Raw genomic sequence first — 26,818 nt, forward strand, 5'->3', positions numbered from 1 at the left:
CGCGAATCGTCTCTTTGTCATCATGTCCAACAGTGCCCCGTTCGTGGGCCTTCAATACGCAAGAAAAAGCCCGGCCCCGGACAAACCGGGGCCGGGCCTGCGCAAAACGCGATTAACGGATGTGACTAATCGATGCGCCAGGTGTCGCCGGAACCGAGCAGCGCGGCCAGGTCGCCCTCGCCCTGCTTCTCGACGGCCTCGTCGAGCTGGGCCCGCATCAGCTCGTCGTAGGACGGGCGGTCCACGTCCCGGAAGATGCCGATCGGGGTGTGCTCGAACGCCGGCTGGTCCAGCCGCGACAGCGCGAACGCCTGCGACGGGTCCGGGTTGTGCGCGTCGTGGACGGCGATCTCCGAAGGGTCGACGTCCGCGACGTTCACCACCTCGAACGACCCGGTCGCACCGCGGCGCAGCGCCTTGGAGCGGTCCGCCCCGAAGACGATCGGCTCCCCGTGCTCCAGCCGGACGGTGACGTCGTCGCGCACCGACGCGTCCTTCAGCGGCTCGAACGCGTTGTCGTTGAAGATGTTGCAGTTCTGGTAGATCTCCACAAGCGCGGTGCCGCGGTGCTGCGCCGCCGCCCGCAGCACCGACTGGAGGTGCTTGCGGTCGGAGTCGATCGTGCGGGCGACGAACGTGCCCTCCGCGCCGATCGCGAGCGACAGCGGGTTGAACGGGGCGTCCAGCGAGCCCATCGGCGTCGACTTGGTGATCTTGCCGAGTTCGGACGTCGGCGAGTACTGCCCCTTCGTCAGCCCGTAGATCCGGTTGTTGAACAGCAGGATCTTCAGGTTGACGTTGCGGCGCAGCGCGTGGATCAGGTGGTTGCCGCCGATCGACAGCGAGTCGCCGTCCCCGGTCACCACCCACACCGACAGGTCCGGGCGGGACGTGGCGAGGCCCGTCGCGATCGCGGGCGCCCGGCCGTGGATCGAGTGGAACCCGTAGGTGTTCATGTAGTACGGGAACCGCGACGAGCAGCCGATGCCGGAGATGAACGTGATGTTCTCCCGGCGCAGCCCGAGCTCGGGCAGGAAGGACTGGACGGCCGCGAGGATCGCGTAGTCACCGCACCCGGGGCACCAGCGCACCTCCTGGTCGGTCTTGAAGTCCTTCAGGGTCTGCTTCGCGTCCGCCTTCGGGACGAGGGAGAGCGGCGACATCCCGCCGCCGTTCCCGTTCCCGTTGACCGCGCCGTTCCCGTTGGAGGAGCCGTTCTCACTCACTGTCGATCACATCCTGGATGACGTTCTGCAGCTCTTCCGCCTTGAAGGGCAGACCGCGGACCTGGTTGTAGCCGATCACGTCGACGAGGAACCGGCCGCGCAGCAGCAGCGCGAGCTGGCCGAGGTTGATCTCCGGGACGATGACCTTGTCGTAGGAGCGCAGCACCTCGGGCAGGTTCGCGGGGAACGGGTTGAGGTGCCGCAGGTGGGCCTGCGCGATGTTCCGGCCGGTCGCGCGGACCCGCCGGACGCCCGCGGAGATCGCCCCGTACGTCCCGCCCCAGCCCAGCACGAGGACGCGGGCCGCACCGGACGGGTCGTCCACCGCGAGCGGCTCGATGTCGTTCGCGATGCCGTCCACCTTGGCCTGGCGGAGCCGGGTCATGGCGTCGTGGTTGGACGGGTCGTAGGAGATGTTGCCGGACCCGTCGGCCTTCTCCAGGCCGCCGATCCGGTGCTCCAGCCCCGCGGTGCCCGGGATCGCCCACGGGCGGGCGAGGGTCTCCGGGTCGCGCTTGAACGGCTGGAATTCCTCCTGCGACGGCTCGGCGAAGTTCGGCTCGATCGTCGGCAGCGCCGCCACGTCCGGCAGCTTCCACGGCTCGGAGCCGTTCGCGAGGTAGCCGTCCGACAGCAGGATCACCGGCGTGCGGTACTTCACCGCGATCCGGGCCGCCTCGATCGCCGCGTAGAAGCAGTCCGACGGGGACTGCGGCGCGACCACCGGGACGGGCGCCTCGCCGTTGCGGCCGAACATGACCTGAAGCAGGTCTGCCTGCTCGGTCTTGGTCGGCAGCCCGGTGGACGGACCGGCCCGCTGCACGTCGATGACCAGCAGCGGAAGCTCGGTCGCGATGCCGAGGCCGATCGTCTCGCTCTTCAGCGCGATGCCCGGCCCGGACGTCGTGGTGACGCCGAGCGACCCGCCGAACGAGGCGCCGAGCGCCGCGCCGACCGCGGCGATCTCGTCCTCGGCCTGGAACGTCCGCACGCCGAACTTCTTGTGCTTGGACACCTCGTGCAGGATGTCGGACGCCGGGGTGATCGGGTACGAGCCGAGGAAGATCGGCAGCCCGCTCTGCACGCCCGCGGCGACCAGCCCGTACGCGAGCGCGAGGTTCCCGGTGATGTTGCGGTACAGGCCGGGCTCGTGCTCGGCCGGCTTGATCTCGTACTGCACCGAGAACGCCTCGGTGGTCTCGCCGTAGGACCAGCCCGCCTGGAAGGCCGCGATGTTCGCCTTCATGATCTCGGGCTTGGCGGCGAACTTGCGCTCCAGGAAGCCGAGCGTTCCGTCGGTGGGACGGTGATACAGCCAGGACAGCAGTCCGAGCGCGAACATGTTCTTCGCGCGCTCCGCGTCCTTCTTGGAGATGTCGAAGTCCTCAAGGGCCTTCACCGTCATCGACGTCAGCGGCAGCGCGTGCACGCGGAACTCGGCGAGCGAGCCGTCCTCGACGGGGCTCGTCTCGTAGCCGACCTTGGTGAGGTTGCGCTTGCTGAACTCGTCGGTGTTGACGATGAGGTCGGCGCCGCGCGGCAGGTCCGCGAGGTTGGCCTTGAGGGCCGCCGGGTTCATCGCGACCAGTACGTTGGGCGCGTCCCCGGGGGTCAGGATGTCGTGGTCGGCGAAATGCAGCTGGAAGCTGGACACGCCGGGCAGAGTCCCCGCGGGCGCGCGGATCTCGGCCGGGAAGTTCGGCAGCGTCGACAAGTCGTTGCCGAACGCCGCCGTCTCCTGGGTGAAGCGGTCACCGGTCAGCTGCATGCCGTCGCCTGAGTCGCCGGCGAAGCGGATGATGACGCGGTCGAGTTGCTGGACCTGTTTGGTCACAGAGGAAGACCTCCTCGACGGGCAGCACCCTTCCCGGGGGAGGCACCCGGGATCGTGATGCTACTTAGGCTTACCTTCATGGTATGTCCGGGATCGGATGGTGTTCTCGGGACGACCGCTCACCGGGAGATACGACCTGGGGCGGCGTCCTAGTTCATCCCGAACACAGGCTGCTGCGCTGCCGGCACAGGTCGACGTGCAGCCGCCTGACCAGGCGTCGCGCAGGGCGCGTCGAGGAGCCGCGGCTCCCCAGGGGCGTGGAGTTCACGATGCGAAGTGTAGACAGCGCGGGTCCCCCGCGGCGGCACCGCCCCTGGACCGGCGTCTCAGGGCCGCCCCGGCGACCGGGACGTGGCGATCTCCGGACCGTCCGTCCGCTCGGCCGACGGCCCGCCCGGCCCGGACGCGGCCGGATTCGGCGTGACCGGTTCCGGCTTCGGCACCGCCTTGCGCTCGCGGTCGACCTGGTCGAGCAGCTCCGGGACGTCCGCCTCGTCCAGCGCCTCGCCGGAGACGCGGGCGGACGCCTCGTACGGGTAGGAGCCCGGGTTGTCGAGCGCCTTCTTCATCCAGTTCCGCCACAGCCTGCTCGTGACGGTGCAGCGCAGCACGGCCGAGCGGTCGGCCGCCACGCCGGCCGCCGTCCGGCAGGTGCCGAGCGGCCTGCCCCGGGACGTGATCGACGCGAGCAGCGCGGCCCGCGCGCCGTCCGGCACCGCGCCCTCCGGGGCGGTCAGCGTGGCGGGCAGGCTCACCGTGCAGCCGTTGGTGTTCTGCTCGCAGTTGCTGAACGTCAGCGTCCCCGGCCGGAACTGCAGGTTCGGGTCGCCCGCGCCGCCCAGCGCGGCCACCCTCGGGCGCAGCTCGGCGAACACCGCCGCGGGCGCGGCCACGGGCGCGGCGGCGAACCGCGGCGCGCTCTGCCCGGCGGCGCGCACCGACAGCAGCCGGTACGGGGCCGCCGCCATGATCAGGTACTCGGCGTCCGGCGTCTTGACCCGGTACGCCCGGACGCCGTCCACGTCCTCCGCCGGAGGGTTCCCGGACGTCTTCGCCAGCGCCTTGGCGATGGCCTTGGGGCCGAGGACGTCCGGCACGTCGAAGCCCGGAACGGACGCGGGCGCCTTCGACCAGCGGCCGGCGTAGTAGTCGGGGTGCGTGATCTCGGCGGCGTAGGCGCGCCAGAACGCGAGCCCCGCCTTGATGTAGGTGGTGCCGTCGACCGCGACGACGTCGGCCGTCAGCGTGCCCGCGACGATGCGTCCCGTCGCCGAGCCCGCCGGGGTCACCCGCAGGTGCGCCTGGACGGGCAGGCCCTTCAGCGTGACGGTGCCGTCGTAGCGCACGCCCGTCCCGGACGTGAGCCCGCGGCCGGCGGCGACCGTCCACGCGGGCGGGGCCGCGGATGCGGTGGACGTGGCCTTCTTCTTCGCCGGCCCGTCGTCCCCGCCGAACGCGACCGCGGCCGCGGCGACGCCCGCGACCACGACGACGGCCGCGGCCCCGGCGACGGCCATGGCCCGCGCGCCCCGCCTCCGGGGCCGCCGCCCGCCGGGCGGACGCGGCAAGGGGGGCACGGGTGACGGGGGCGGGGCGTCCTGTTCAGTGCTCACTGGGGGCTCACTCTGCTCTCACTTCCGGGGCCGGTTCCGGCCCGACCGTCAGGCACAAAGCAAGGGAACTGTGCGCGTCCTCCAGCGGGTGCCGGCGAGGCTCGGGACCGTCTCAGGGGGGTGATGGGCGGCGGTCGCCGGGGCCCTGGAGGGGCGTCTCCACAGAGCATAAGGGTGCCCGGCGGCGCTTCCCCCCGGACGGGGAGGAGCGCCACCGGGCACCCGGGTGGCCGAGGATCAGCGCGCGGTGTCCGGCACCATGCGCCTCACCTGCGGCTCATTCGCTTTCGAGGCCGTTCTGCAGAGCCTGCACCTCGGTGGACGTGGCGCCGATCACCTTGTACTCGGCGTGCTTGTAGAACGTGCCGCCGGTGGCCTTGGCCCAGCTGCGCCACGCGCTGGTGCTGACCCGGCAGCTGGCCCACTCCGAGGAGGTGCCGCTGATGGTGATGCGGGTCGTGCAGTTGCCGAGGTCCTTGCCGGTCAGCGTGCCGGCGGTGAGCCGGAACCGCACGTCGATCGTGACGGGCTTCTCCACGTTGTACGGCGGCCGGATGCTGGCCTGGACCGTGCAGCCGGAGCTGCCGTTGCAGCCGCCCTTCTTCCACTCGTCGACCGACGGCCGGCCGGCGGTGCTGAAGGCGTCCTTCAGCTCGCCCATGCTCGTCCGCATGTCCGAGATGAGGGACGAGGCGTCACCGGAGTCCTTCGGGGTGACGTCCAGCGCCACGCGCGGCGAGGTGGCCTCGAAGCGCAGCAGCTCCGCGTTGTCGTCGTCGGTGATGTAGATGGTGGACGAGAAGGTGCTGAACTTGAGGGCCTTCTTGCCCTGCCACGTGGTCTCGATGGGCTTGACCCGCGACGTCCGGGCGGAGCGCAGCTTGGTCGCCAGCGCCGCCGGCGCCAGCTGCGTCTTGAAGTCGAGGTCGAGCTCGTCGTCGCTCAGCCGCCCCCACTGCTCGCCGGACTCCAGGTAGAACGGGTCGTCGGTGGAGGAGATCTCCCGGTCCCAGTAGGACTTGTCGGCCTTCACGAACACCTTGCCGTCGGCCGACAGGACGGTGACGTTGTCGCCGCCCCAGGTGACCGGCCCCATCGCGCGGCCGCCCTTGGTGACGTTCAGCTCGCCGCGCAGCGTCTCGGCGCCGCCGAAGGTGCCCTTCAGCTGGACCGCGCGGGCCGTGTCCATGTTGGCGGCCGCGGCCGTCAGCTTCTCCTCGGGCGACTTGCCGCCGCCCGCCGTCACCGCGTACACGACGACCGCGATGATGATGAGGAAGACGAGGCCGCCCCCGATGAGCCCGATGATGAGGCCGCCGCCTCCGCCGCGCCTCGGCGGCGGCATGGCGGGCCCCATCGGGGCTCCGGGGGGCGGCGGAAAGAAGGGGGGAGGTGTCCCCGGGCCGCCGTAGCCGCCGGGCGGGGGAGGCCCGCCCAGGCCGCCCGGACCACCGGGACCACCTGCGCTTCCGGGTCCGCCAGGACCGGGGCCGCCGGGGCCCGCCGGGGGCGGCGGGGGCGGCCATGAGGCACCGCCCGGGGATTCCCAGCCCGGGGGCGGCGGGGGGTTGCTCATCCGGTCACGTCCTTCCAGGTCACCCTGACCCAATGCAAACCTAGTGTGCAGCAAAACCATGACATTGTGATCCTCCGGGGTGGAGGTACGACGCCACACTCCCCTGACCCTGCTCTAGGGAGATACTGGATGAGACGCATGCGAGGAGGTCCTGGTGCATAACTATTTCGACACGTATGTCGTTGTGGCCGTGCTCCTCCTCGCCGGCGCCGGAATCGTCGGCGGCGCGCTGGCCGCCAACCGGTTGCTGCGCCCGCATCGTCCTACAGCGGAGAAACTGACCACCTACGAGTGCGGCGTCGATCCGGTGGGCGAGGGCTGGGCCCACTCGTACGTGCGCTACTACGTCTTCGCCTACCTGTACGTGGTGTTCGCCGTGGACGCGGTGTTCCTCTTCCCCTGGGCGACGGTCTTCTCCGCACCCGGCTACGGGGCCACGACGCTCGGTGAGATGTTCGTCTTCCTGGCGTTCCTCGCCACCGGGCTGGCGTACGCGGGCAAGAAGGGCGTCCTCTCCTGGGTCTGAGGCCCCGGGCGCTGTAACAATGGCGCTGTGGGCACCATCGATCTACCGCCGCCGAGTGTGGGACCGCTGTCGCGGGTCGCGCCGAAGCCGATCAAGTTCGTGCTCAACTGGGGCCGCCGCTACTCGCTGTGGGTCTTCAACTTCGGCCTGGCCTGCTGCGCCATCGAGTTCATCGCGACGTCGATGAGCAGGCACGACTTCATCCGGCTCGGCGTCATCCCGTTCGCGCCCGGCCCCCGGCAGGCCGACCTGATGGTCGTCTCCGGCACCGTCAGCGACAAGATGGCCCCGGCGGTGCGCCGCCTGTACGAGCAGATGCCCGAGCCCAAGTACGTCATCTCGTTCGGCGCCTGCTCCAACTGCGGCGGCCCCTACTGGGACTCCTACTGCGTCACCAAGGGCGTCGACCAGATCATCCCGGTGGACGTGTACGTGCCCGGCTGCCCGCCCCGTCCGGAGGCGCTGCTCCAGGGCATCGTCCACTTGCAGGAGAAGATCGCGGGGGAGTCGCTCGGCGACCGGTACGCGGGCGGCGACGCGCTCACCCCGGCGCCCCCGCCGCGTCCGATGTCGGCCACGGTGCTGCGCCGCCCGCTCCAGCCCCCGCCCCCTGCCGACGCCGACACCCAGCCCGTGCCCGCGGTCGAGGACGAGCAGGCCACCGCGCCCGTCCCGGCCCCGGAGGAGGAACCTCCCGCCGACGCGACCCGCGAGGTTTCCCCCATATCGGAGCAGGAACCCGCCATGGAGGAGGCACCTGTCGCGGAGCAGGAGCCCGCCAGGGAGCAGGAATCTGCTGCGGAGGAGGAACCCACTGCGGAGCAGGAACCTGCCGTAGAGCAGGAGCCCGCCGTGGAGGAGGAGCCTGTCGCGGAGGAAGAGACCGGCGGGCGGCGCGGCGGGAAGCGGCACTGGTCGCCCGACCATGATCCGTCGATCATTCCCGGGCTGGTCGGCGACGAGCACGACGACCAGATCGGGCGCGACCGGTGAGCGCCGGGCTGGCCGACGCCTGGACGGGCCGCTTCGCCGACGAGGTCAGCACCGAGGAGACGTTCGGCGGCCTCGCCGTCGGCGTCCCGCCCGAGCATTGGACGGCCGCGCTGACCTTCGCGCGCGACGACCTGGCCTGCGATTTCTTCGACTGGCTGACCGGCGTGGACGAGATGGCGGACGGCTTCGCCGTCGTCGTCCACGTGTACTCGCTGGAGCGCCGCCACCATCTGCTGATCCGGACCCGTGTCCCGAAGCGGGCCCCGGTCCTGGCGACGGCGACGGGCGTCTACCGGGGCGCGGCGTGGCACGAGCGCGAGACGGCGGAGATGTTCGGGATCCTGTTCGAGGGCCACCCGAACCTCGTCCCGCTGCTGCTCCCGGACGGTTTCGAGGGCCATCCGCTGCGCAAGGACTTCGTCCTCGCCGCCCGCGTGGCGAAACCGTGGCCGGGCGCCAAGGAGCCGGGCGAGTCGGGCCACGGCGCGCCGAGCCGCCGCCGCGTCCGCCCGCCCGGCGTCCCCGAGGAGGGGCCCTGGGCGGCCGCGGCGGAGCGCCGGCCGGGCCAGGGCCGCGCGAAGCCCCCTCCGGGCGGCCCGGAAGGGCAGGGCCCGGATGCTTGAGATCGTCGTGAAGCTGGTGCTGGTCGCCGCCGCGTTCGCGCTCCTCCCGCTGCTGGTGGGGCAGGCCGAGCACAAGGTGATGGCGCACATGCAGGGCCGGCTCGGCCCGATGTACGCGGGCGGTTTCCACGGCTGGGCGCAGCTCGTCGCCGACGGGGTGAAGTTCGCGCAGAAGGAGGACGTGGTCCCGCGCGACGCCGACCGGTGGGTGTTCAAGCTGGCGCCGGGCGTGGCGATCGTCCCGTACCTGCTGGTCCTGCTGGTGATCCCGGTCGGTCCCGGCGGGCAGGTCGCGCTCGACCTCGGGCCGGGGATCTTCTTCGCGCTCGCCGTCATGGGCGTCGGCGTGATCGGCGCGATCATGGCGGGCTGGGCGTCGGCGAACAAGTACTCGCTGCTCGGCGGGATGCGGGTCGCCGCGCAGCTGATGTCCTACGAGCTGCCGATGGTGTTCGCGGCGTCGTCGGTGGCGATGGCGGCGGGCACGCTGTCGCTGCAGGGGATCGTGGGCGAGTGGCGCTGGTGGTGGCTGCCGTGGCAGGCGGTCGGCGGCGTGGTGTTCTTCGTCGCGGGCCTCGCCGAGCTGCGCCGGCCGCCGTTCGACATGCCGGTCGCCGACTCGGAGATCATCTTCGGCCCCTACACGGAGTACGGCGGGCTGCGGTTCGCGCTGTTCCTGCTCGCCGAGTACGCCGGGATCGTGGTGCTCTGCGCGCTGACGGCCGTTCTGTTCCTGGGCGGCTGGAAGGGCCCGTTCCTGAACACCGAGCTGGGCTGGCTCTGGACGCTCCTCAAGACCGGCGTGCTGGCGTTCTGCGTCATCTGGCTGCGCGTCAGCTACCCGCGCATGCGCGAGGACCAGCTGCAGAAACTCGCCTGGGCCTGGCTCGTCCCGCTGTCCCTCGCCCAGCTCGCCCTCACCGGCGTCCTCAGCGTCGCGCTCTGAGGACCGCCGGGCCGCCGGGTCGCGGGGTCGCGGGGTCAGCGCAGGAAGATGGTGAAATCGGCCATTTCGGGGAGGGCGTCGGGCGGGATGTCGGCGTCCACGGCCATCTCCTCCACGGACATGAACCCGCCGGTCTCCTCGCGGCGGTAGAGGACGCGGCCGACGATCTCCGGGGTCATGCCGGGGAGCGCCTCCAGGATCTCGCGCGGCGCGTGGTTGACGTCGACGAGCCCGCCGTCGTCGTAGGTGCGGGGCACGTCGGGACGGCCGATCCGCAGCTCGCGGGCGAGCGCCGGGTCCTCGGCGGCGAGGGCGCGGGCCTCCTCCCGCAGCGTCCGGCGGTACTTGGCGACCTCGATGGCGTGCGCGTTCTGCGCGTTGCGGGGCGTCTCGCGGGGGAAGACGGACGTCCGGACGGCGAACGCGTGCCCGGTGCCCGCGAGCCACAGCAGGATCGCCAGGAACGACCCGAGGACGGTGAGGAACTGGTTGCCGGTCTGCACCATGGCGAGGACGGTGGCCGTGCCGACGCCGTACCCGGCGGCGGTGGCCCCGAGCGGCCACGAGCCGCGGCGGAGCGCGGCGTAGAGGAACGAGAACGGCGTCCCGTAGCCCAGTGTGACGAACGGCACGAAGGCCCACAGGACGCCGCCGGTCGCCTCCGAGGGCGGCGGCAGCATCGGCGGCGGGCCGGGCGGCCCGGGGAACGGCGCGCGCGCCCCGGTCGGCCCGTACGGCCGGGGCGGCGGACGGTGGCCCGGCTGGATGTGACCCGGTGGAGAGTGCCCGGGCTGCGTGTGACCCGAATGACCCGAAGAGGGCCGCGGACGGCGGCCCGGCTCGGGATCGTAAGGGCGGTCTGCGTGATGACTCACATGCCCTCCCTGCCCGTGAGCACGCCACCTACCACACGGCCTACTCCAGATAAGACGAACGCCGGGCCCATCGCGTTCCCCCCGCGTCCATCGTGCGCAATCATGGGGCGCGTGGGACGGCTACCAGGAGGCGGGCTGGCCAAGGGGCTGGCGGTCACGTTGCGGACGATGACGCGGCGATCCATAACGCGTCAATACCCCGAAGTGCGACCGGATCTGCCTCCGCGCAGCCGCGGAGTCATCGCGCTCTTCGAGGAGAACTGCACCGTCTGCATGCTGTGCGCCCGCGAATGCCCCGACTGGTGCATCTACATCGACTCCCACAAGGAGACCCTCCCGGCCGAGGGCGGCGGACGCCCCCGGACCCGCAACGTCCTCGACCGGTTCGCGATCGACTTCGCGCTCTGCATGTACTGCGGGATCTGCATCGAGGTGTGCCCGTTCGACGCGCTGTTCTGGTCGCCGGAGTTCGAGTACGCCGAGTACGACATCGCGGAGCTGACGCACGAGAAGGAGCGCCTGCGCGAGTGGATGTGGACCGTCCCGCCGCCGCAGGCCCACGACCCGGCCGCCGAGCCGCCGAAGGAAGTGGGCGCGGCGGAGAAGGCGGCGGAGCGGGCCGCGCGCCGGCCCCCCGGGGCGTCCCGGTGAGCGGCCAGGAGATCGTGTTCACGCTGCTCGGCGTCGTCGCGGTCGGCTCGGCGGTCCTGGTGGTGACGACGCGGCGGCTCGTCCACGCGGCGCTGTGGCTGGTGGTGTCGTTCGGCGGCCTCGCCGGCGGCTACCTGGTGCTGACGGCGGAGTTCGTCGCCTGGGTGCAGGTCCTGATCTACGTCGGCGCGATCGTCGTGCTGCTGCTGTTCGGGATCATGCTGACGCGGGCGCCGATCGGGGAGTCCGCCGACCTCGACTCCGGGAACCGGTGGGCCGCCCTCGCGGTCGCGGCCGCCACCGCCGCCGTCCTCGTCACCGTGATGCTCATGGGGTTCCGGGACGAGCGGATGCCGCTGCACGCGGGCGGCGGGTCGGCGGAGGCGCTGGGCGCGGCCGTGTTCCGGACGTGGGTGCTGCCGTTCGAGGTGCTGTCGGTGCTGCTGCTCGCGTCGCTGGTCGGCGCGATCGTCCTGTCGCGCTCCGACATCGGCCCGGAGCAGGGGGAGGAGGACGGCTGATGCATCTCGCCTACCCGACGGTCGTCGCCGCGCTGCTGTTCTCCGTCGGCGTGTACGGGGTGCTGGCGCGCCGCAACGCGATCCTCGTGCTCATGTCGGTCGAGCTGATGCTGAACGCGGTCAACCTGAACCTCGTCACGTTCGACGTCTGGTACCAGGACCGGCTGCACGGCGGCCAGGTCCTCACGCTGTTCACCATCGTGATCGCGGCGGCGGAGATCGGGCTCGGGCTGGCGATCGTCCTGCTGGTGTTCCGGAACCGGAAGATGATCGACGTCGACCGGCTGCGGACGCTCGCCGAGGACGGCGACGGCCCGCCGCGTCCGGCCGATCCGGAACCGGAGCCCGAGGCGGTCGAGACGCGATGATCTGGCTCGCCTCTCTGGCGGCCCTGCTGCCGTTCCTCGCCGCCTTCGCCGGAATGCTGTTCGGGCCGTCCCTGACCCGGGTGGTGCGCGGCGTGCCGGGCGGCGGCCCCGGCGTGCTCGCCTGCGCGCCCCTCGGCGTCTCGGCGGTGCTGTCGGCGGTCGTGGCGCTCGTCGTGTGGCGCGACCCGGGTGCGCGGACGGGCACGCTCGCGCTGGTCGACACGGGATCGGTGCCCATCAGGGTCGGGCTCCAGGTGGACGGCCTGTCCGCCGTGGTCGGCCTGATGGTCTGCTGCGTCGCCCTCGCCGTCCAGGTGTACTCGCTCGCCTACATGCGCGGCGACCGGCGCTACTCGTCCTACGCGGCGTTCATCTCGCTGTTCACGTCGGCGATGCTGCTCGTCGTGTACGCGGGCGACCTCCTCGTCCTGTACGCGGGCTGGGAGGTCATGGGCATCTGCTCGTACTTCCTGATCGGGCACCACTGGGAGGAGCGGGCGAACTCGCGGGCGGCGGTGAAGGCGTTCCTCGTCACGCGGCTCGGCGACGCGGGGTTCCTGATCGGCGTGATCGTCCTCGGCGTCGGCGCCGGGACGTTCCAGATCTCCGGGATCCTCGCGCGGGCCGGCGAACTGCCCGGCTCGACGGTCACCGCGGCGGCGCTGCTGCTGCTCGCCGGGGTCGCGGGCAAGAGCGCGCAGTTCCCGCTGCACACCTGGCTGCCGGACGCGATGGCGGGCCCCACGCCGATCAGCGCGCTGATCCACGCGGCGACGATGGTCGCGGCCGGGGTCTACGTCGTCGCGCGGCTGTACGTGGTGTTCCTGCTGACCCCGGGCGCCCGCACCGTCCTCGCCGTCATCGCGGTGATCTCCATGGTCGGCGCGGCGTGCGCGGCGCTCGCGCAGGACGACCTGAAACGCGTCCTGGCCTACTCGACGATCAGCCAGCTCGCCGTGATGGCCGCCGCGCTCGCGGTCGGCGCGGAGTCCGCCGCGATCTTCCATCTGCTCACGCACGGCGCGTTCAAGGCGCTGCTGTTCCTCGCCGCCGGATGCGTCATCGTGACGGCCGGGTCGACCATGCTGGCGCACTACGGCGGGCTCCGCCGCGGCATGCCGATCACCTTCTGGTCGATGACGGTCGGCCTGGCGGCGCTCGCGGGCGTCCCGCCGTTCAGCGGCTGGTTCTCCAAGGACTCCGTCATCGAGGCCGCCCAGCACGCCGCCGCGAACGGCGGCGAGGCCGCGGGCGCCGGACGGTTCGCCCACGCCCCTCTCGACGCGGTGGCCGCGCGCCCCGCAGCGGCCGACGGGTCGAAAGTGTGGACCTACCGGCTCGTCGAGGGGCTTCCGGGCGGGGTGGCGTGGCTGGTCTACCTGGGGCTGCTGGTCACGGTCGTGCTGACGGCGGCCTACGCGATGCGCACATGGCTGATGACGTTCTTCGGTGAGCCGCGCGGCGCGTACGAGATCCGGGAGCCGTCGAAGTTGATGTCGTGGACGGTCGCGGCCCTGGCCGTCCCCGCCGCGGTCCTCGGATTCTTCGGGCTCGGCGCGCCGGAACTGCGCCCGCACCTCGGCGCGTCGCTGCTGAGCGTCCTGCTGCTGGGCCTTGGGGCGGGTGCCGCGTTCCTGGTCTGGAACCGTGACCCCGCACTGGATCCGGCGCGCGCGCTCGGCCCGGTCCGTCCCGCTTTCGCGCGGGGCTTCTTCGTGGACGAGTTCTACGCGGTCGCCATCGTCCGGCCCGTCAAGGCGCTCGCGCGGTACGTCGTCGCGTTCGACCGGGCGGGCGTGGACGCCGCCGTCGTCGGGACCGCGCGCGGCGCGCGGGGCCTCGCCCGGCTGCTCCGCGTCCCGCAGAACGGCAACCCGCAGACCTACCTCACCGGCCTGCTCGCCGGCGTCGTCGTCATCGTGGCCGGGGTGGTGCTCTTCCTGTGATCTTCGTGCTGATGATGGCGATCCCGGTGTGCGGGGCGCTGGCGATGCTCGTCCCGGCGGACCGGTTCCTGCGCACCGGCTTCGCCGTCCGCGCGTTCGGGACGGCCGTGTCCGGCGCGACGCTGCTGGTCTCGATCTCCGCCTTGACGGCCTTCGACTTCGGCGCGACGTCCCGCATGCAGCTGGAGACCGACCGGGCCTGGGCGCCCGCGATCGGCCTGCGCTTCCACCTCGGCGTGGACGGGATCTCGCTGCCGCTGGTCGTCCTCACCGCGCTGCTGACGTTCCTGTGCTTCCTCTACACCCTGCGGCACCCGCCGGCGGGCGGCCGGATCCGGCTGCTCACCGCGCTCCTGCTCGTCCTGGAGACCGGGATGCTCGGCACGTTCGTCGCCCTCGACCTCGTGCTGTTCTTCGTGTTCTTCGAGACCGTCCTGGTCCCCATGTACGTGGTGATCATGCTGTGGGGCGGCCCGGGACGCCGCGCCGCCGCCTACAAGTTCATCCTGTACACCCTGCTCGGCTCCGGACTCCTCCTCGCCGGGATGCTGCTCGTCGGCGCGAAGTCCGGCACGCTCGACATGACCGCGCTCGCGGACCGGCACGGGTCCGGGCTCTCGCACGGCCTCCAGATCACGGCGTTCGCGCTGATGGGGATCGGTTTCGCGGTCAAGGCGCCGATGTGGCCGCTGCACACCTGGCTGCCGGACGCGCACACCGAGGCGCCGACCGTCGGGTCCGTCCTGCTCGCCGGGGTGCTGCTGAAGATGGGCACGTACGGGCTGGTCCGCGTCGCGCTGCCCCTCGCCCCGGACGGCGCTCAGTTCTGGGCGCCCTGGCTCGGCCTCCTCGCCGTCATCGGGATCGTCTACGGCGCGCTCGCCTGCCTCGCCCAGCGCGACCTCAAACGGATGATCGCCTACTCGTCCGTCGGGCACATGGGCTTCGTCCTGCTCGGCATCGCGACCCTCACCCCGGTCGGGATCAACGCCGCGCTGTTCGGCAACATCGCGCACGGCCTGATCACCGGCCTGCTGTTCTTCCTCGCCGGGTCCGTCAAGGACCGCTGGGGCACCACCGACATGGCCGCGATCGGCGGCGGCATGCTCGGCACGGCGCCCCGGCTGGCCTCGATCCTGACGTTCGCGTCCGTCGCCTCGCTCGGGCTGCCGGGCCTCGCCGGATTCTGGGGCGAGGTCCTCGCGCTGGTCGGCGCGTACCGCCCGCACGCCGGCCTGCCCCGCGAGACGTTCGTGACGTTCATGGCCGTCGCCGCAATCGGCGCCGTGCTCACCGCCGCCTACTTCCTGCGGATGCTCGCCAAACTCACCCACGGGCCCGCCGGCGGCGCCGCGCCGGGCCCCGTCGCCGCCGTCTCGATGCAGGAGTACGCGGCCTGGACGCCGCTGATCGCGCTCACCCTCCTCGTCGGCCTCTGGCCGAAGACCCTGCTGGACGTGACCGCCGGCCCCGTCCGCGCGCTGTTCGGAGGCGGCTGATGATCCAGGGCATCGACTACGCGGCGATCGCGCCGCCGCTGATCCTCGCCGTCGCCGCGCTCGGCCTGCTGCTCGCCGACGCGTTCGAGGTGCCGCGGCGCGTGCTGTCCCTGCTGTCCGCCGGATCGCTGCTCGCCGCCCTCATCGCCGTGTTCGTCCTCGCGGCGGGCGAGCGGCGCGCCACGTTCTGCCTGCCCGGCGGCCTGCGCGCCGGCGGGCCGCCCTCCTGCTCCTACGTCGTGGACGACTTCACGATCCTGTTCCAGGAGATCGTCCTCGGCGCCGCCGTGATCGTCGTCCTGCTGTCCCTGCGGGAGATCACCGAGTCCAGGATGCCGGTCGGCGAGTACCACTTCCTGCTGCTCGCCGCCGTCATCGGCGCGCTGGCGCTCGTCGCCGCCCGCGACCTCGTCCTGCTCGTCGTGGCGCTGGAGACGCTGTCGCTGCCCGTGTTCGCCCTCACCGCCCTCCGCCGCTACGACGGGACGGCGTCCGAGGCCGCGCTGAAACTGTTCCTCGTCTCCGTCGTCTCCACCGCGATCATGCTGTTCGGGATCAGCCTCGTGTACGGCGCGACCGGCGCCATGCACCTGGACCGGATCGCGCCCGCCCTGGACGATCTCCCCGCCGACCTGGACCCGATCGCGTCGGTCGGCTCCGTCCTCGTCCTCGCCGGGTTCGCGTTCAAGGTCGCCGCCGTCCCGTTCCACTTCTGGGCGCCGGACGTCTACCAGGGCGCCCCGCTGCCCGTCGCCGCGTTCCTGTCCGTCGTGTCGAAGGCCGCCGGATTCGCCGGGCTCGCGATCGTCCTCGCCCTCGGCCTGCCCGCGTACGCGCACGTGTGGGGGCCGGTCATCGCCGTCCTGGCCGCGCTCACCATGACCCTCGGGAACCTGCTCGCGCTGCGGCAGCGGACCGCGATCCGGCTGCTCGCCTGGTCGTCGGTCGCCCAGTCCGGCTACATGCTCGCGCCGCTGGCGGTCGGCGAGCACCGCCTCGCCGAGGCCGTCGCCGCCACCGTCGCCTACGTCGCCCTCTACGCCGTCATGAACCTCGGCGCGTTCGCCGTCGTCATCGGCTTCCACAAGCGCCGCACCCTGGACGACTACCGCGGCCTCGCCCGCCGCAACCCTGCCGCCGCCACCGCCCTCGCCTTCTTCCTGATCTGCCTCGCCGGGCTCCCGCCGGGGGTGATGGGCCTGTTCGCCAAGGTCGTCGTCTTCCGCGCCACCGTCGCGGGCGACGCCACCTGGCTGGCCGTCGTGCTGGCGATCAACACGGTGATCGGGCTGTACTACTACCTGGCCTGGGCCGTGCGCCTGTTCACGCCGTCCGGCCCGGACGAGGCCGGCGCCGCCGCCCCCGGCCTGCCGGTGCGCGTCGCGATCACCGCCACGGCCGCCGCCGCGGTCGTGCTGTCGGTCGCGCCGCAGATCGTCCTGCAGACCGTGGCGCGGGCCCTCTAGCCGCCCGGCTCGCGGGCCCCGCCGGGCCGGGAACGTCGACCCAGGTCAAAGCGTTGATGTTCATGCCGGAGTCAACGGGGAGGACCAACGGAAGTGCGGAGCAACGGCGTCAAGACGGCAGCACTGATCGCCGCGCTGTCCGCGCTGATGCTCGCCGCCGGATGGGCGTTCGGCGGCACGGCCGGGCTGGCGATCGCGCTGGTCATCGCCCTCGGCACCAACGGCGTCGCCTACTTCTTCAGCGACCGGATCGCGCTGCGCTCCATGCGCGCCCACCCGGTCGGCGAGGTCGAGGCGCCGGTGCTGTACCGGCTCGTCCGGGAACTGTCCACCGCCGCCCGGCAGCCGATGCCGCGCCTGTACGTCTCCGAGACCCGCCAGCCCAACGCTTTCGCCACCGGCCGCAACCCGCGCAACGCCGCCGTCTGCTGCACCCGCGGCATCCTCCGCATGCTGGACGAACGGGAACTGCGCGCCGTCCTCGGGCACGAACTCTCCCACGTCTACAACCGCGACATCCTGATCTCGTCCGTCGCCGCCGCCATCGCCACCGTGATCACCTACCTGTCCCACCTGGCGATCTTCCTGCCGATCGGCCGCGCCGACGACGACGACGGCCCCGGGATCCTCGGGGCCCTCCTGATGCTCGTCCTGGGCCCGATCGCCGCCGCCGTCGTCCAGATGGCGATCTCCCGCACCCGCGAGTACACCGCCGACGCCGCCGGCGCCCGCCTCACCGGCGACCCGCTGGCCCTCGCCTCCGCCCTCCGCAAGATCGACGCCGGCACCCGCGCCATGCCGCTGCCCCAGGACCCCGAGCTCGCCACCACCAGCTCCCTGATGATCGCCAACCCCTTCACCGGCGCCGGCATCGGCAAGCTCTTCTCCACCCACCCGCCCACCGCCGACCGCATCGCCCGCCTGGAGCGCATGGCCGGCCGCCGCTAGAACTTTGTCCGGAATCGAGCGAACCACCCCGGTCCCGGCCGCGTCATAGAACACGAGAGCACGCCGGCCCCTTCTGCGGGGGATGGGGCCGGCGCGCTCCCTGAACGACTAGCGGTAGTTGACGAACTGCAGCGCCACGTCGAGATCCTTGTTCTTGAGCAGCGCGATGACGTCCTGCAGGTCGTCCTTCTTCTTCGAGGTGACCCGGAGCTCGTCCCCCTGGATCTGGGCCTTGATCCCCTTCGGCCCCTCGTCCCGGATGATCTTCCCGATCTTCTTCGCGTCGTCCTGCGCGATGCCCTCCTTGAGCCCCACGCTCAGCTTGTACACCTTCCCGGACAGCTTCGGCTCGCCCGCGTCGATCGCCTTCAGCGAGATCCCCCGCTTCACGAGCTTGTCCCTCAGCACGTCCAGGACGGCGTTGGCCCGCTCCTCCGTGTTCGCCTGGATCTCGATCGTCTCGCCCGACCACTTGATCCCCGCGTCCACGTTCCGGAAGTCGAACCGGTTCGCCACCTCCTTGACGGCCTGGTTCAGCGCGTTGTCGACCTCCTGCCGGTCGAGCTTGCTGACGATGTCAAAAGAGCTGTCGGCCATCGCACACACATCCCCTCAGCAGCACCTTCGCGATCCGAAGAGCGTATCGACTCCTAACGATCAAGCCCACGCCCCGCACGCCCACCGCGATGTCACACCCACTCCCGACGTCCGCTATTCTTTCCAGTGCCGTCGCGCAAGCGACGCCACGGCGGGTTGCCCGAGTGGCCAATGGGAGCGGACTGTAAATCCGTCGGCTTAGCCTACGCAGGTTCGAACCCTGCACCCGCCACAACAGCAGAAACAGCCCCTGACCAGGCAAGACCCGGTCAGGGGCTGTTCTCGTCGTGTCCGGCTGTCGCTGATCGTCAACGGCGTTCTACGGGTGGCTGTGCCGAATACGTGCCGAAGTTCTAAGGCGTCTTTGGCCTGGTCGTCTCACTGATTCGGCGCTTGGCGTCCTCCTCCTGACCCGCCACGCACTTGGCGTAGACCCGCAGCAGGACGGCCACGCTGTGCCCCGCCCACTCGGCGACCTGAGCCGGAGGAACGCCCGCACCGAGCCACGTCGACACGGCCGCGTGTCGCAGGGCATACGGTGTCTCGGCCAGTGGGGAGGCCGCTTCCCGCTCAGTCAGCGCCGCCGCCCTCGCCCTGTGCCAGGCCCCGAGGTACGTCCGGTCGGTCATGATCCCGCCGCGCGGCCCGACGAACAGCCGGCCGCCCGCCGATTGTGAACTCCTTGACGTGGTGGCGCAGCAGCGTGACGAGCTCCGGGCGAATCGGCTTCACTAGGGTCAGCGGGTTGACTGGCAGATGCCCCGCTACTGCCGCCGTTATGAGATCAACGTCTGGCAACGGCACATCGACCTAGGCGGATGCACCGCCAGCGAGGAACACCCGGACGGTTCGGAGAACTCCGCCACAGATAGCCTCGTTTGGGACATCGACGGCCGGGACGCCGTCATGTCGTTGACCCGTGACCACCTACGCCCGAACCAGTTCGCGACGCTGCGCTGGGAGCCGATCCGTGAACCTGCGTGACGAGATCGAGGCGACCCTACGCGCCTGGCACGCCTACGAGACAGGCCGCGGATCAGTCGCCGTCATCGACTTCGACTGCGCCCCCACCACCGCCGCCACTGAACAGGCGACCAGCCGCCTGGCCGTCTATGAACGCCTCACCGACCTCCATGCCCGCGCCACCGAGGCCGGAGCCACCCGCCTCACGGCCCGTCTCACCGCCGACCTGGCATACCTCGGCGCTCTCTTGGGCGAACACCCGTCTCTGAACGACTATGTCCAGGCGACCCAGGGATGCCCCGCGGCCGGATGGCAGGACGGCTACATCACCCACCGAGGCGACCAGGCCCGCCAAGCACTGACCGCCCTAGGTATCCAGTGGGGCCCCGACACCGCACGCGACCTCAACGCCATCGAAGGCCCCATCGAGACCGACGAGGCCCCCGACGCGATCCGCCAGGCCGCCACCGACTACGAACAAGCCGTCCGCCAGGCCACCGGGAGCCGGGCCCCGTTCAACCTCACCATCGAGACGACCGAGGTAGACGCCTACTGGGCGTACTGGCTGGACGGTGCCGGCGACAAGGTCCGACTACGCCTGAACCTCCGCCGCGCCAGCTTCACCAAGGTCGCCGCCCGCCAATTCGCCCTCCACGAAGTCCTAGGCCACGGCCTACAAGGGGCGAGCTGGTCAGCCCAAGCCGCCGCCGAAGACGTCCCCTGGGTACGCCTGATGTCGGTGCACGCCCCCCAACAAGTCCTCCTAGAAGGACTCGCCCAGGCCCTCCCCCTCTTCATCGCCCCGATGACGAGCTACTGGTCACCCGCACCCGCTTCGACCACTACAACCAACTACTGCGTGCCGAGCTGCACGTAGCGCTTAACGAGGGTGCCAGCATCGCCGAACTGGCCGACCATGCCCGCTTCCGCATGCCCTGGACAAGCGAAGCCGCCATCGCCGACAACCTCACGGACCGAGGAGCCAACCCCCAACTCCGCTCCTACCTGTGGGCCTACCCGGCCGGACTCGACTGGTTCGCCAACCTCGCCGAAGCCGACAAGCTCACCAGGACCACCGTCCTACAGGCTGCCTATCGCGACCCACTCACACCTACAGACCTGACCGCCCTCTGGCCAACAGGCCCCACCATCGGCGGCCAAGGCACCTAAAACCCAAGGTCAGCCGGGACGCCCGTCCTGTCTAGGCCCACCGTTCGCGCGGGCGAACCCTCCGGGATGGGCTGCGTGCCAACGGCGGTGCTAACCAGGAGGCATGGATGATCTGGGACGGGTGTGGACCTGCGGGACGTCGCGGGCTGGTTAGGCGACTTGTGGGGACAGTCCTGGACAGCCTTGAGCTCTCTTCTAAAGAGATGCCCGGGAATGCCAGATGCTGACGCCTGCGGCCCCAAGAGCTCCGGTAATACTGCTTCGTTCTGGGGCGGCTGCGAACTACGGTCGGCTCGGCCATCCAACGTTGAGAGACCACTCACCTAGCGTTTTCGGACGACCAAAAATGCCCCATCGTAGCGTCAGAGCCACATGATCGCTACCTTGCACGAGGGGGTAGCGAAATATAATCTTTGTGGCGTTCCGTGAAGAAATGGCTTACAAGGGATGGGTGTGATGACGGACGGGCTGTCGGATGGTGCAGACATTGGCACGCAACTAGCCGAGGTGGAGGAGAGCCTGCGCCAACGGCGCTTTTATCAGCGACTTCTTGGAGTCTTCCTTATCCTGAGTCTCGGGTTAACAATAGCCTTCGGGTGGATTGTAATCGCTGGCTTTAAAACATTCCCCCGTGAGGCGCAGTATTGGTGCCTTGCCGTTCCCGCCTTCTTCTTGTTGGCGATCGCAGTGATCCTAAAATGGCAGCAGGATACAATTTTCACGATTGAAAAGGATCGTAAGCGGCTAATTGCTCTGCGTCGTACTGGTGGTGTCGGCTACACGACTTCTCTGGAGTCTATTCGCGAGCGCCATCGAGCGGATGCGTGGGATTTTCTGGAGCAAGAGCGCAGTAAAGCTGCGAGAAATCGTCGTCGGCACCGCCTGAGTCAGTCGATCGTCATGCTGGGATCGATTTTGGTCACTGCACTGACCGGCGCTATGGCTCCTAACAATCCAACGAATTGGATGGTTGTGCTCGTCAGCATATCGGTAGCGGGTGCTGCAGGCTTCGGGACATTGTTTCGCTGGCGTGAACTCAGTTTCAGTCAGCAGCAGACCGCAAATAATATTGAGAAGGAGTACATACATTCTGAGTTGCTAATTCATGATTATGCCGAAGAGGGGATAGATCCTATTCGACTTTTCGCGGAGCGCGTTGAAGTGTTGAAGGAAGAACAACGCGAGCGCGAACTCCAGCTTGAGCATTCACCGGAGAGCGGTTCGAGTGAGCACGGGATATCTGGTCAACAAGCTTCCCGGGGTGCTACATGATGATCCTGCATCGTTGAGTTCCGTCACGCTCGAAACTTGTAGTGCCGTTCGACGTTGCCTTTTCCTCGTCGCCGGCAACCACTTGCACCCCGGCCTACCTGCGGCGATCTTGACGATCTTGAGGCGGCCGGTTTCCTGTAATCAGGTGGCACCGCGTGGTGTTGGCACGCTGACCGAGCGGACGAGACCGTATGCTCTCAGGACTTCGAGGTACGCCTGCCGATCTGGCTGACTGCCCTCAATCGCGGCGGCTGCTAGAACCGCGACAGGCTGCTGGTCGGAGCGGTTCTCGCGTGTTTGGCTTTGCGTTTGGCGACGGCCACACTGGGCCCCGTACAACCTCCGCCTGCGTCCGTGTATGGCGGCGCGTCTGTGGCGTCCTTGAGGGCCTCGCCGATGGTTCGGCGACGCGTTGTGGCCACGTGACGGCGCAGGGGAATGAACGCGAATTAGGTCCTTGTGCATTCAGGGGAGGGGACGGCCGGTCTTGTATGGCCGCGCGGCGTCCGGTGTTCGGGGCCGTGGGCGGCCAACGCCGTCTGGACGCGCACCAGGACCTTTAGCGGCCGGCTACAGCAATCTCGGCATTCAATACGCGTGCCTGGGACGAGGGACTGGTGCCGCCGAACTTGCGGGACGCTTTGTTCGCTTGTGGTCTGGGTGGCGCCTTGGGATCATGAGTCATGGCTGGACGGGTGCCGCGGTCGCGGGCCGAGCAGTTGGCCGGGTATCGCAGGGTTCTGGAGGCACGGGACTTGGCCACGTCCCCGGATCGTCTCCGGGTCCTCGCCGACGACGAAGTAGGGCCCGTACGTGTTTGGGCCGGTCTGAGTCCTCGTACTCCACCGGATGCACTGGAGCGGCTGGCCCACGACGAAGACGATTACGTCCGCCGGATCGCGATGCTTCATCCGAACACACCCGAGGCGGCCCTGCGCCACATGGCGGCGCTTGAGACGGTCCGAGCCGGAGACCGCTACTTCCTGGACCGTGAAACGATCGCCCACCACCCCAATGTGTCGCGCGCTCTCAGGAACGCCCTGGTCGGTGAAGGAACCTGCCGAGATCGCCGTGAGTGCAGGGAGTCTAAGAGCATGTGGCGCAATAGGTCGTTGAAGCTGCAGAGACGTCTATCGGGCGGTGCCGGATCTCGGTAGGCGCCAGGGCGGCAGGCTCTGGGGCGGCTGGACGGTTCTGGGGTGCGGCGTTTTTCCTCGGTTGGCAAGGTCGGACGGTTGTCAAGTTCGCTCTATATTGACGCCGGTAACCACGCAGCCATTGGAGGCTCGATGCCGGCCAGCCTGAAGCGGATCCGTGAAACCATGGACGTCCAGCCAACTCTGCGGAACAAAGGGCTGACGCTCACTGCGTATGACAACGGCATGCTGGAACTCGATACGGTTCCGCTGAACGATCACAAGTATGACGATGACGTCACCGGGTGATTGGCAGCTGCGGAGGTCATCACCGCGACGCTCAACGAGTTCCGACGGCAGGTTGCGGCTCGGAGCCGCGCGGCGGAATGGCTCGTGGCGGCGGGTGGGCGGTGGTCGGCAGCGTGCGGGGCCTTCGCACCTTCGGCTGAACGTAGGGCGTAACCGGCCCTCCGTTTCGGAGGAGTGGGGTCGGGCGGGACGTGACCGTGCTGAAGCGTTGGGGGATGAGGACGCCCGTTGCGGCGAGGTCCGTCCCGCCGAGAAGACATTCCTGATCGACCGGTGGTGAGCCGCATCCGGGTCGCGCCCGGCGGACGGGCCGGTGGCCGGGACGGGGCCGATACAGGAACGTGCAGGTCGGCGCGGCGGGGTGTGCGGTTTCGGTCTAGCGGTGCCGGTCGGCCGCCGCACCGGGTAGACCTGCATTCGTGCAGGTGAGTTATGTGAGTGAGGCGACGCCGGGACGGGAGAACGAGGACTTCGTGGCGGCCGGGCCCGGCTGGGTCGTGCTGCTGGACGGGGCGACGGCGCCGCCGGGGGTGGACAGCGGGTGCCGGCACGACCCGGCGTGGCTGGTGCGGAGGCTCGGCGGCCGGATCGCGGCGCTGCTCGCGCTGGAGGACGGCAAGCCGCTGCCCGACCTGGTCGCCGAGGCGATCAAGGTGACGGGCGAGGCGCACACCGCGACGTGCGATCTGGAGAACCCGGACAGCCCGTCGGCGACGGTGTCGCTGCTGCGGCGCCGCGGCGAGGCCGTGGAGTGGTTCGTCCTCGCCGACTCCCCGATCGTGGTGGACGTCGGCGAGATCAGGGTGTTCCGGGACGACCGGGTCGACCACCTGCCCAGCTACACCCTCGAAGGCGTCCGCGGGTCGCGGAACAGTCCCGGCGGGTTCTGGGTGGCGAGCACGAAGCCGGAGGCCGCGTACGAGGGGCTGACCGGGGAGGTGCCGGTCGAGGGCCTGCGCAGGGCCGCGGTGCTGAGCGACGGCGCGTCCCGGCTCGTGGAGCGGTTCGGGCACATGGGCTGGGACGAGCTGCTCCAGCTCCTGGACGAGGAGGGCCCGAGGGAGCTCGTCCGCCGGACGAGGATCGCGGAGGCGGCCGGGACGAAGCCGCGCGGCAAGCAGTACGACGACGCGACCGCGGTCTTCGTCCGCTTCTGAGCGCGTCGTCCGCTATTGGCGCGTCGCCGGTTTGATGTGCCGCCACCAGCCGGCGAGGTCCTCCGGCAGGTGCATCCCGTCGACGCGGAGCGTGGCGGGCATCAGCGGGAAGCGCCGCCCGGCCGGGAACGTCCGCTCGTAGGACGGCGGGTCGATCACGACGACGCGGGTGCCGTTGACGGCGGGGACGTCCGCGGGGACGCCCTCGTTCCAGATCCATTCGCCGCGCGCGTCGACGAGGTTCCACGGGGTGGACGCGATCGGCGGCTCGTCCGGGGCGTCGGCGTTCAGGAAGCACGCGACGATCTCGGGCGCGGGCCGGTGCCCGGCGAGCCCGCCGGGACGTCCGATGAGGGCTCCGCCGAGCAGGACGTGCAGCTGGAAGTTGTCGCCGATGCCGCCGATCGTGACCGTCCAGCCCCTGCGGCTCGCCCGGTCGAGGACGAGGAGGCGCTCGCCGTCCAGGACGCGCAGCAGCGCCTGGTAGTGGTCCATCTGCCCGAGGTACCGGGCGGCCTCGCCGGCGGCGTGCACGCGGAGGTCGCGGTCGTCGACGGAGGCGCGGACGGCCGGCGCCTTCTGCAGGAGCGTGCAGCCCGCCATCGCGTACTGGGGCAGCGCGAACCACGCCATCATCGCGGTCACCGCGCCGTCCCCGAGGCCGGGCGCGACCGTGCCGAACACGTCCTGGGACGGCTGCTCCTGCTGCATGTCGGGCGGCGGCTTGCCGTCGGCGGCCTGCTCCCAGGCGTCGGCGAACGCCAGCGCGGCCGCGGTGACCTCGGTGATCCGGTGGACGAGCGCCCGCCCGGCCGGCCCCGGATCGGCGCCGTTCTCGATCCACGCGCCGGACACGACGGCGAGCCAGCCGCCGAGGTTCGGCGGCGCCTCCGCGATGCCCTCGGCGAGCCGGGGCAGCGCGGCGGTGAGTTCGGCGGGGGAGGCGGTCCGGGACGCGTCCATGAGCCGCGGCAGGAGGTCGCCGAACGACCGGTCCTCGACGATCGCGGCGCGGACGACGTCCTCGACGACATGCTGGAGCGGCATGTTGATCACCTTGGCACAGCGGGCATGACAGTGCGGAATCCGCTCGGAAGCCTCCGCATTTTGGAATCTGATTCTAGGATGGCCTCATGGAGCCACAGGATTTCGCCGACGTGCTCAAGGCCGTCCGCAGCTTCGTCCGCGAGCAGGTCGTCCCGCGCGAGGAGGAGATCGAGGAGACCGACGCGATCCCCGAGGCGCTGCGCCGCACGTCCCGCGACATGGGCCTGTTCGGGTACGCGCTGCCCGAGGAGTACGGCGGCCTCGGCCTGTCGCTGAGCGAGGAGGTGCGCCTCGTCTTCGAGATCGGCTACGCCAGCCCCGCGTTCCGCTCCATGTTCGGGACCAGCAACGGCATCGCCGGCCAGGTCCTGGTGAACTCCGGCACGGACGCGCAGAAGGACGCGTGGCTGCCGAAGCTCGCGTCCGGCGAGGTCGTCGGCGCGTTCGCGCTCACCGAGGCCGAGGCCGGCTCCGACCCCAGCACGCTGTCCACGACCGCGGTGCGCGACGGCGGCGACTACATCGTCGACGGCGCGAAGCGGTTCATCACCAACGCCCCCGAGGCCGACGTCTTCATGGTCTTCGCGAGGACGGGCGGCACCGGATCGCGCGGCATCTCCACGTTCCTCGTCGAGCAGGGGGCGGACGGCCTGACGGTCGGCCCGCCCGACCAGAAGATGGGCCAGCGCGGCGCGCACACGGCGGAGGTCTTCTTCGACGGCGTGCGCGTCCCGGCGTCCGCCATGGTCGGGACGGAGGGGACCGGGTTCCGCACGGCGATGGCGTCCCTCGCCCATGGGCGGGTCAGCATCGCCGCCGTCTGCGTCGGCCTCGCCCAGAGGATCCTGGACGAGACCGTCGCCTACGCCAAGGAACGCAGCCAGGGCGGCAGGACGATCGGCGAATACCAGCTCGTCCAGGGGCTCATCGCCGACTCCCAGACCGAGCTGTACGCCGGTCGCTCGATGGTGCTGGAGGCGGCCCGCGCCTACGACGCCGGAGAGGACACCAAGCAGGGGCCGTCCTGCGCCAAGTACTTCTGCTCCGAGATGGTCGGACGCGTCGCCGACCGCGCCGTCCAGGTCTACGGCGGCATGGGTTACATGCACGGCGTGGCCGTCGAGCGCTTCTACCGCGACGTCCGGCTCTTCCGCATCTACGAGGGGACGAGCCAGATCCAGCAGCTCGTCATCGCCCGCGACCTCCTGCGCTGACCGGCGCCGACGCCGGCGGGCCGAACCGGTTCGCCACACCCGCCCAGGCCGTGTATGGTTTCACTGCGCGAACGACGCAGGCCCCTTTAGCTCAGTCGGCAGAGCGTCTCCATGGTAAGGAGAAGGTCTACGGTTCGATTCCGTAAAGGGGCTCACGGCTTATCGGCCGCCATCCGGAACCACCGGACGGCGGCCATCGTCGTTCCGGGGGCCGGAAGCCGAGGGCAGGCGGTCCCGGAACCGGAACGCGTTGATTCGCTCCATACCTGGGCCTGTGGTACCGTCCCACCGGTTCCAGCAGGACGTTTCGCAGCTCATCGGCACACCCGGTACCCTGGGAAG

23 protein-coding genes, 2 tRNA genes and 1 pseudogene are annotated in these 26,818 nt (G+C 70.3%); 19 read left to right on the top strand and 7 right to left on the bottom strand.

The annotated features are described in order from the left end of the window. Positions 1-125: 125 nt before the first annotated feature. The 4 genes from ACA511_RS05845 to ACA511_RS05860 form a co-directional block, all read right to left on the bottom strand. Positions 126-1,226 (bottom strand): 2-oxoacid:ferredoxin oxidoreductase subunit beta, encoded by a 1,101-nt coding sequence (locus ACA511_RS05845; protein ID WP_375023013.1) that lies wholly within the window; start codon positions 1,224-1,226, stop codon positions 126-128. Continuing rightward, on the bottom strand, positions 1,219-3,060 hold the full coding sequence (locus ACA511_RS05850; RefSeq protein WP_375023014.1) for a 2-oxoacid:acceptor oxidoreductase subunit alpha: 1,842 nt from the start codon (positions 3,058-3,060) through the stop codon (positions 1,219-1,221). Before ACA511_RS05850 ends, ACA511_RS05845 begins: the two co-directional genes overlap by 8 nt. A gap of 326 nt (positions 3,061-3,386) precedes the next feature. After that, on the bottom strand, positions 3,387-4,577 hold the full coding sequence (locus ACA511_RS05855; protein ID WP_375023015.1) for a hypothetical protein: 1,191 nt from the start codon (positions 4,575-4,577) through the stop codon (positions 3,387-3,389). A gap of 373 nt (positions 4,578-4,950) precedes the next feature. Continuing rightward, positions 4,951-6,030 (bottom strand): hypothetical protein, encoded by a 1,080-nt coding sequence (locus tag ACA511_RS05860; RefSeq protein WP_375023016.1) that lies wholly within the window; start codon positions 6,028-6,030, stop codon positions 4,951-4,953. A gap of 373 nt (positions 6,031-6,403) precedes the next feature. Between ACA511_RS05860 and ACA511_RS05865 the strand changes: the two genes are divergently transcribed. The 4 genes and pseudogenes from ACA511_RS05865 to ACA511_RS05880 all read left to right on the top strand — a co-directional run bounded on the left by ACA511_RS05865 (position 6,404) and on the right by ACA511_RS05880 (position 9,337). Next, entirely contained in the window at positions 6,404-6,775 is a 372-nt protein-coding gene (locus tag ACA511_RS05865) for an NADH-quinone oxidoreductase subunit A (protein WP_375023017.1), read from the top strand. Positions 6,776-6,832: 57 nt separating this feature from the next. Then, a pseudogene (locus ACA511_RS05870) lies at positions 6,833-7,285 on the top strand (NADH-quinone oxidoreductase subunit B); the annotation flags it as partial. 479 nt (positions 7,286-7,764) lie between these two features. Next, complete coding sequence (locus ACA511_RS05875) at positions 7,765-8,391, top strand: NADH-quinone oxidoreductase subunit C (protein WP_375023018.1); 627 nt, start codon at positions 7,765-7,767, stop codon at positions 8,389-8,391. Beyond that, positions 8,384-9,337, top strand: a complete 954-nt coding sequence (locus tag ACA511_RS05880) for an NADH-quinone oxidoreductase subunit H (RefSeq protein WP_375023019.1) — start codon at positions 8,384-8,386, stop codon at positions 9,335-9,337. Before ACA511_RS05875 ends, ACA511_RS05880 begins: the two co-directional genes overlap by 8 nt. Before the next feature lie 35 nt (positions 9,338-9,372). Here the strand turns inward: ACA511_RS05880 and ACA511_RS05885 are convergent, their stop codons facing one another. Then, a complete protein-coding gene (locus ACA511_RS05885) occupies positions 9,373-10,017 on the bottom strand; it encodes a helix-hairpin-helix domain-containing protein (RefSeq protein WP_375023020.1) in 645 nt (214 codons plus the stop codon). Positions 10,018-10,416: 399 nt separating this feature from the next. Here ACA511_RS05885 and ACA511_RS05890 point away from each other — a divergent pair, with 399 nt between their 5' ends. From ACA511_RS05890 to htpX, 7 genes are all read left to right on the top strand, one after another. Further along, positions 10,417-10,863 (top strand): 4Fe-4S binding protein, encoded by a 447-nt coding sequence (locus ACA511_RS05890; RefSeq protein ID WP_375023021.1) that lies wholly within the window; start codon positions 10,417-10,419, stop codon positions 10,861-10,863. Further along, the gene (locus ACA511_RS05895) at positions 10,860-11,384 is read left to right on the top strand and encodes an NADH-quinone oxidoreductase subunit J (RefSeq protein WP_375023022.1); all 525 of its coding nucleotides are present in this window, start codon (positions 10,860-10,862) and stop codon (positions 11,382-11,384) included. The genes ACA511_RS05890 and ACA511_RS05895 overlap by 4 nt, the downstream gene beginning before the upstream one ends. After that, on the top strand, positions 11,384-11,752 hold the full coding sequence (gene nuoK, locus ACA511_RS05900) for an NADH-quinone oxidoreductase subunit NuoK (protein ID WP_375023023.1): 369 nt from the start codon (positions 11,384-11,386) through the stop codon (positions 11,750-11,752). The genes ACA511_RS05895 and nuoK overlap by 1 nt, the downstream gene beginning before the upstream one ends. Continuing rightward, positions 11,749-13,698 (top strand): NADH-quinone oxidoreductase subunit L, encoded by a 1,950-nt coding sequence (locus ACA511_RS05905; protein ID WP_375023024.1) that lies wholly within the window; start codon positions 11,749-11,751, stop codon positions 13,696-13,698. The genes nuoK and ACA511_RS05905 overlap by 4 nt, the downstream gene beginning before the upstream one ends. Next, the gene (locus tag ACA511_RS05910) at positions 13,695-15,197 is read left to right on the top strand and encodes a NuoM family protein (protein WP_375023025.1); all 1,503 of its coding nucleotides are present in this window, start codon (positions 13,695-13,697) and stop codon (positions 15,195-15,197) included. Before ACA511_RS05905 ends, ACA511_RS05910 begins: the two co-directional genes overlap by 4 nt. Next, positions 15,197-16,663, top strand: coding sequence for an NADH-quinone oxidoreductase subunit N (locus tag ACA511_RS05915; RefSeq protein ID WP_375023026.1), 1,467 nt, complete (start codon positions 15,197-15,199; stop codon positions 16,661-16,663). Before ACA511_RS05910 ends, ACA511_RS05915 begins: the two co-directional genes overlap by 1 nt. A gap of 93 nt (positions 16,664-16,756) precedes the next feature. Next, positions 16,757-17,611 (top strand): zinc metalloprotease HtpX, encoded by an 855-nt coding sequence (gene htpX, locus ACA511_RS05920; RefSeq protein WP_375023027.1) that lies wholly within the window; start codon positions 16,757-16,759, stop codon positions 17,609-17,611. 108 nt (positions 17,612-17,719) lie between these two features. Here htpX and ACA511_RS05925 read toward each other — a convergent pair whose 3' ends face one another. Then, positions 17,720-18,208, bottom strand: coding sequence for a YajQ family cyclic di-GMP-binding protein (locus ACA511_RS05925; RefSeq protein ID WP_375023028.1), 489 nt, complete (start codon positions 18,206-18,208; stop codon positions 17,720-17,722). 150 nt (positions 18,209-18,358) lie between these two features. Here ACA511_RS05925 and ACA511_RS05930 point away from each other — a divergent pair. From ACA511_RS05930 to ACA511_RS05955, 6 genes are all read left to right on the top strand, one after another. Further along, positions 18,359-18,440: transfer RNA gene (locus ACA511_RS05930), tRNA-Tyr, on the top strand. A gap of 738 nt (positions 18,441-19,178) precedes the next feature. Then, positions 19,179-20,048, top strand: a complete 870-nt coding sequence (locus ACA511_RS05935) for a hypothetical protein (protein WP_375023029.1) — start codon at positions 19,179-19,181, stop codon at positions 20,046-20,048. 749 nt (positions 20,049-20,797) lie between these two features. Beyond that, positions 20,798-21,613, top strand: coding sequence for an SLATT domain-containing protein (locus ACA511_RS05940; RefSeq protein ID WP_375023030.1), 816 nt, complete (start codon positions 20,798-20,800; stop codon positions 21,611-21,613). Positions 21,614-22,296: 683 nt separating this feature from the next. Further along, the gene (locus ACA511_RS05945; protein WP_375023031.1) at positions 22,297-22,770 is read left to right on the top strand and encodes a hypothetical protein; all 474 of its coding nucleotides are present in this window, start codon (positions 22,297-22,299) and stop codon (positions 22,768-22,770) included. A 132-nt stretch (positions 22,771-22,902) separates the two neighbouring features. Beyond that, entirely contained in the window at positions 22,903-23,058 is a 156-nt protein-coding gene (locus tag ACA511_RS05950) for a hypothetical protein (RefSeq protein ID WP_375023032.1), read from the top strand. Positions 23,059-23,492: 434 nt separating this feature from the next. After that, positions 23,493-24,215, top strand: coding sequence for a hypothetical protein (locus tag ACA511_RS05955; protein WP_375023033.1), 723 nt, complete (start codon positions 23,493-23,495; stop codon positions 24,213-24,215). Positions 24,216-24,227: 12 nt separating this feature from the next. Here the strand turns inward: ACA511_RS05955 and ACA511_RS05960 are convergent, their stop codons facing one another. Beyond that, positions 24,228-25,262: a hypothetical protein gene (locus ACA511_RS05960; protein ID WP_375023034.1), complete on the bottom strand. Its 1,035-nt coding sequence runs from the start codon at positions 25,260-25,262 to the stop codon at positions 24,228-24,230. An 86-nt stretch (positions 25,263-25,348) separates the two neighbouring features. Here ACA511_RS05960 and ACA511_RS05965 point away from each other — a divergent pair, with 86 nt between their 5' ends. Both ACA511_RS05965 and ACA511_RS05970 read left to right on the top strand, forming a co-directional pair. Beyond that, positions 25,349-26,476, top strand: coding sequence for an acyl-CoA dehydrogenase family protein (locus ACA511_RS05965; protein WP_375023035.1), 1,128 nt, complete (start codon positions 25,349-25,351; stop codon positions 26,474-26,476). A gap of 80 nt (positions 26,477-26,556) precedes the next feature. Continuing rightward, positions 26,557-26,629 (top strand) — tRNA-Thr (locus ACA511_RS05970). Positions 26,630-26,818 lie beyond the last annotated feature (189 nt).

This window comes from Actinomadura sp. GTD37, from assembly GCF_041951365.1.
Taxonomy (GTDB): Bacteria; Actinomycetota; Actinomycetes; order Streptosporangiales; family Streptosporangiaceae; genus Spirillospora.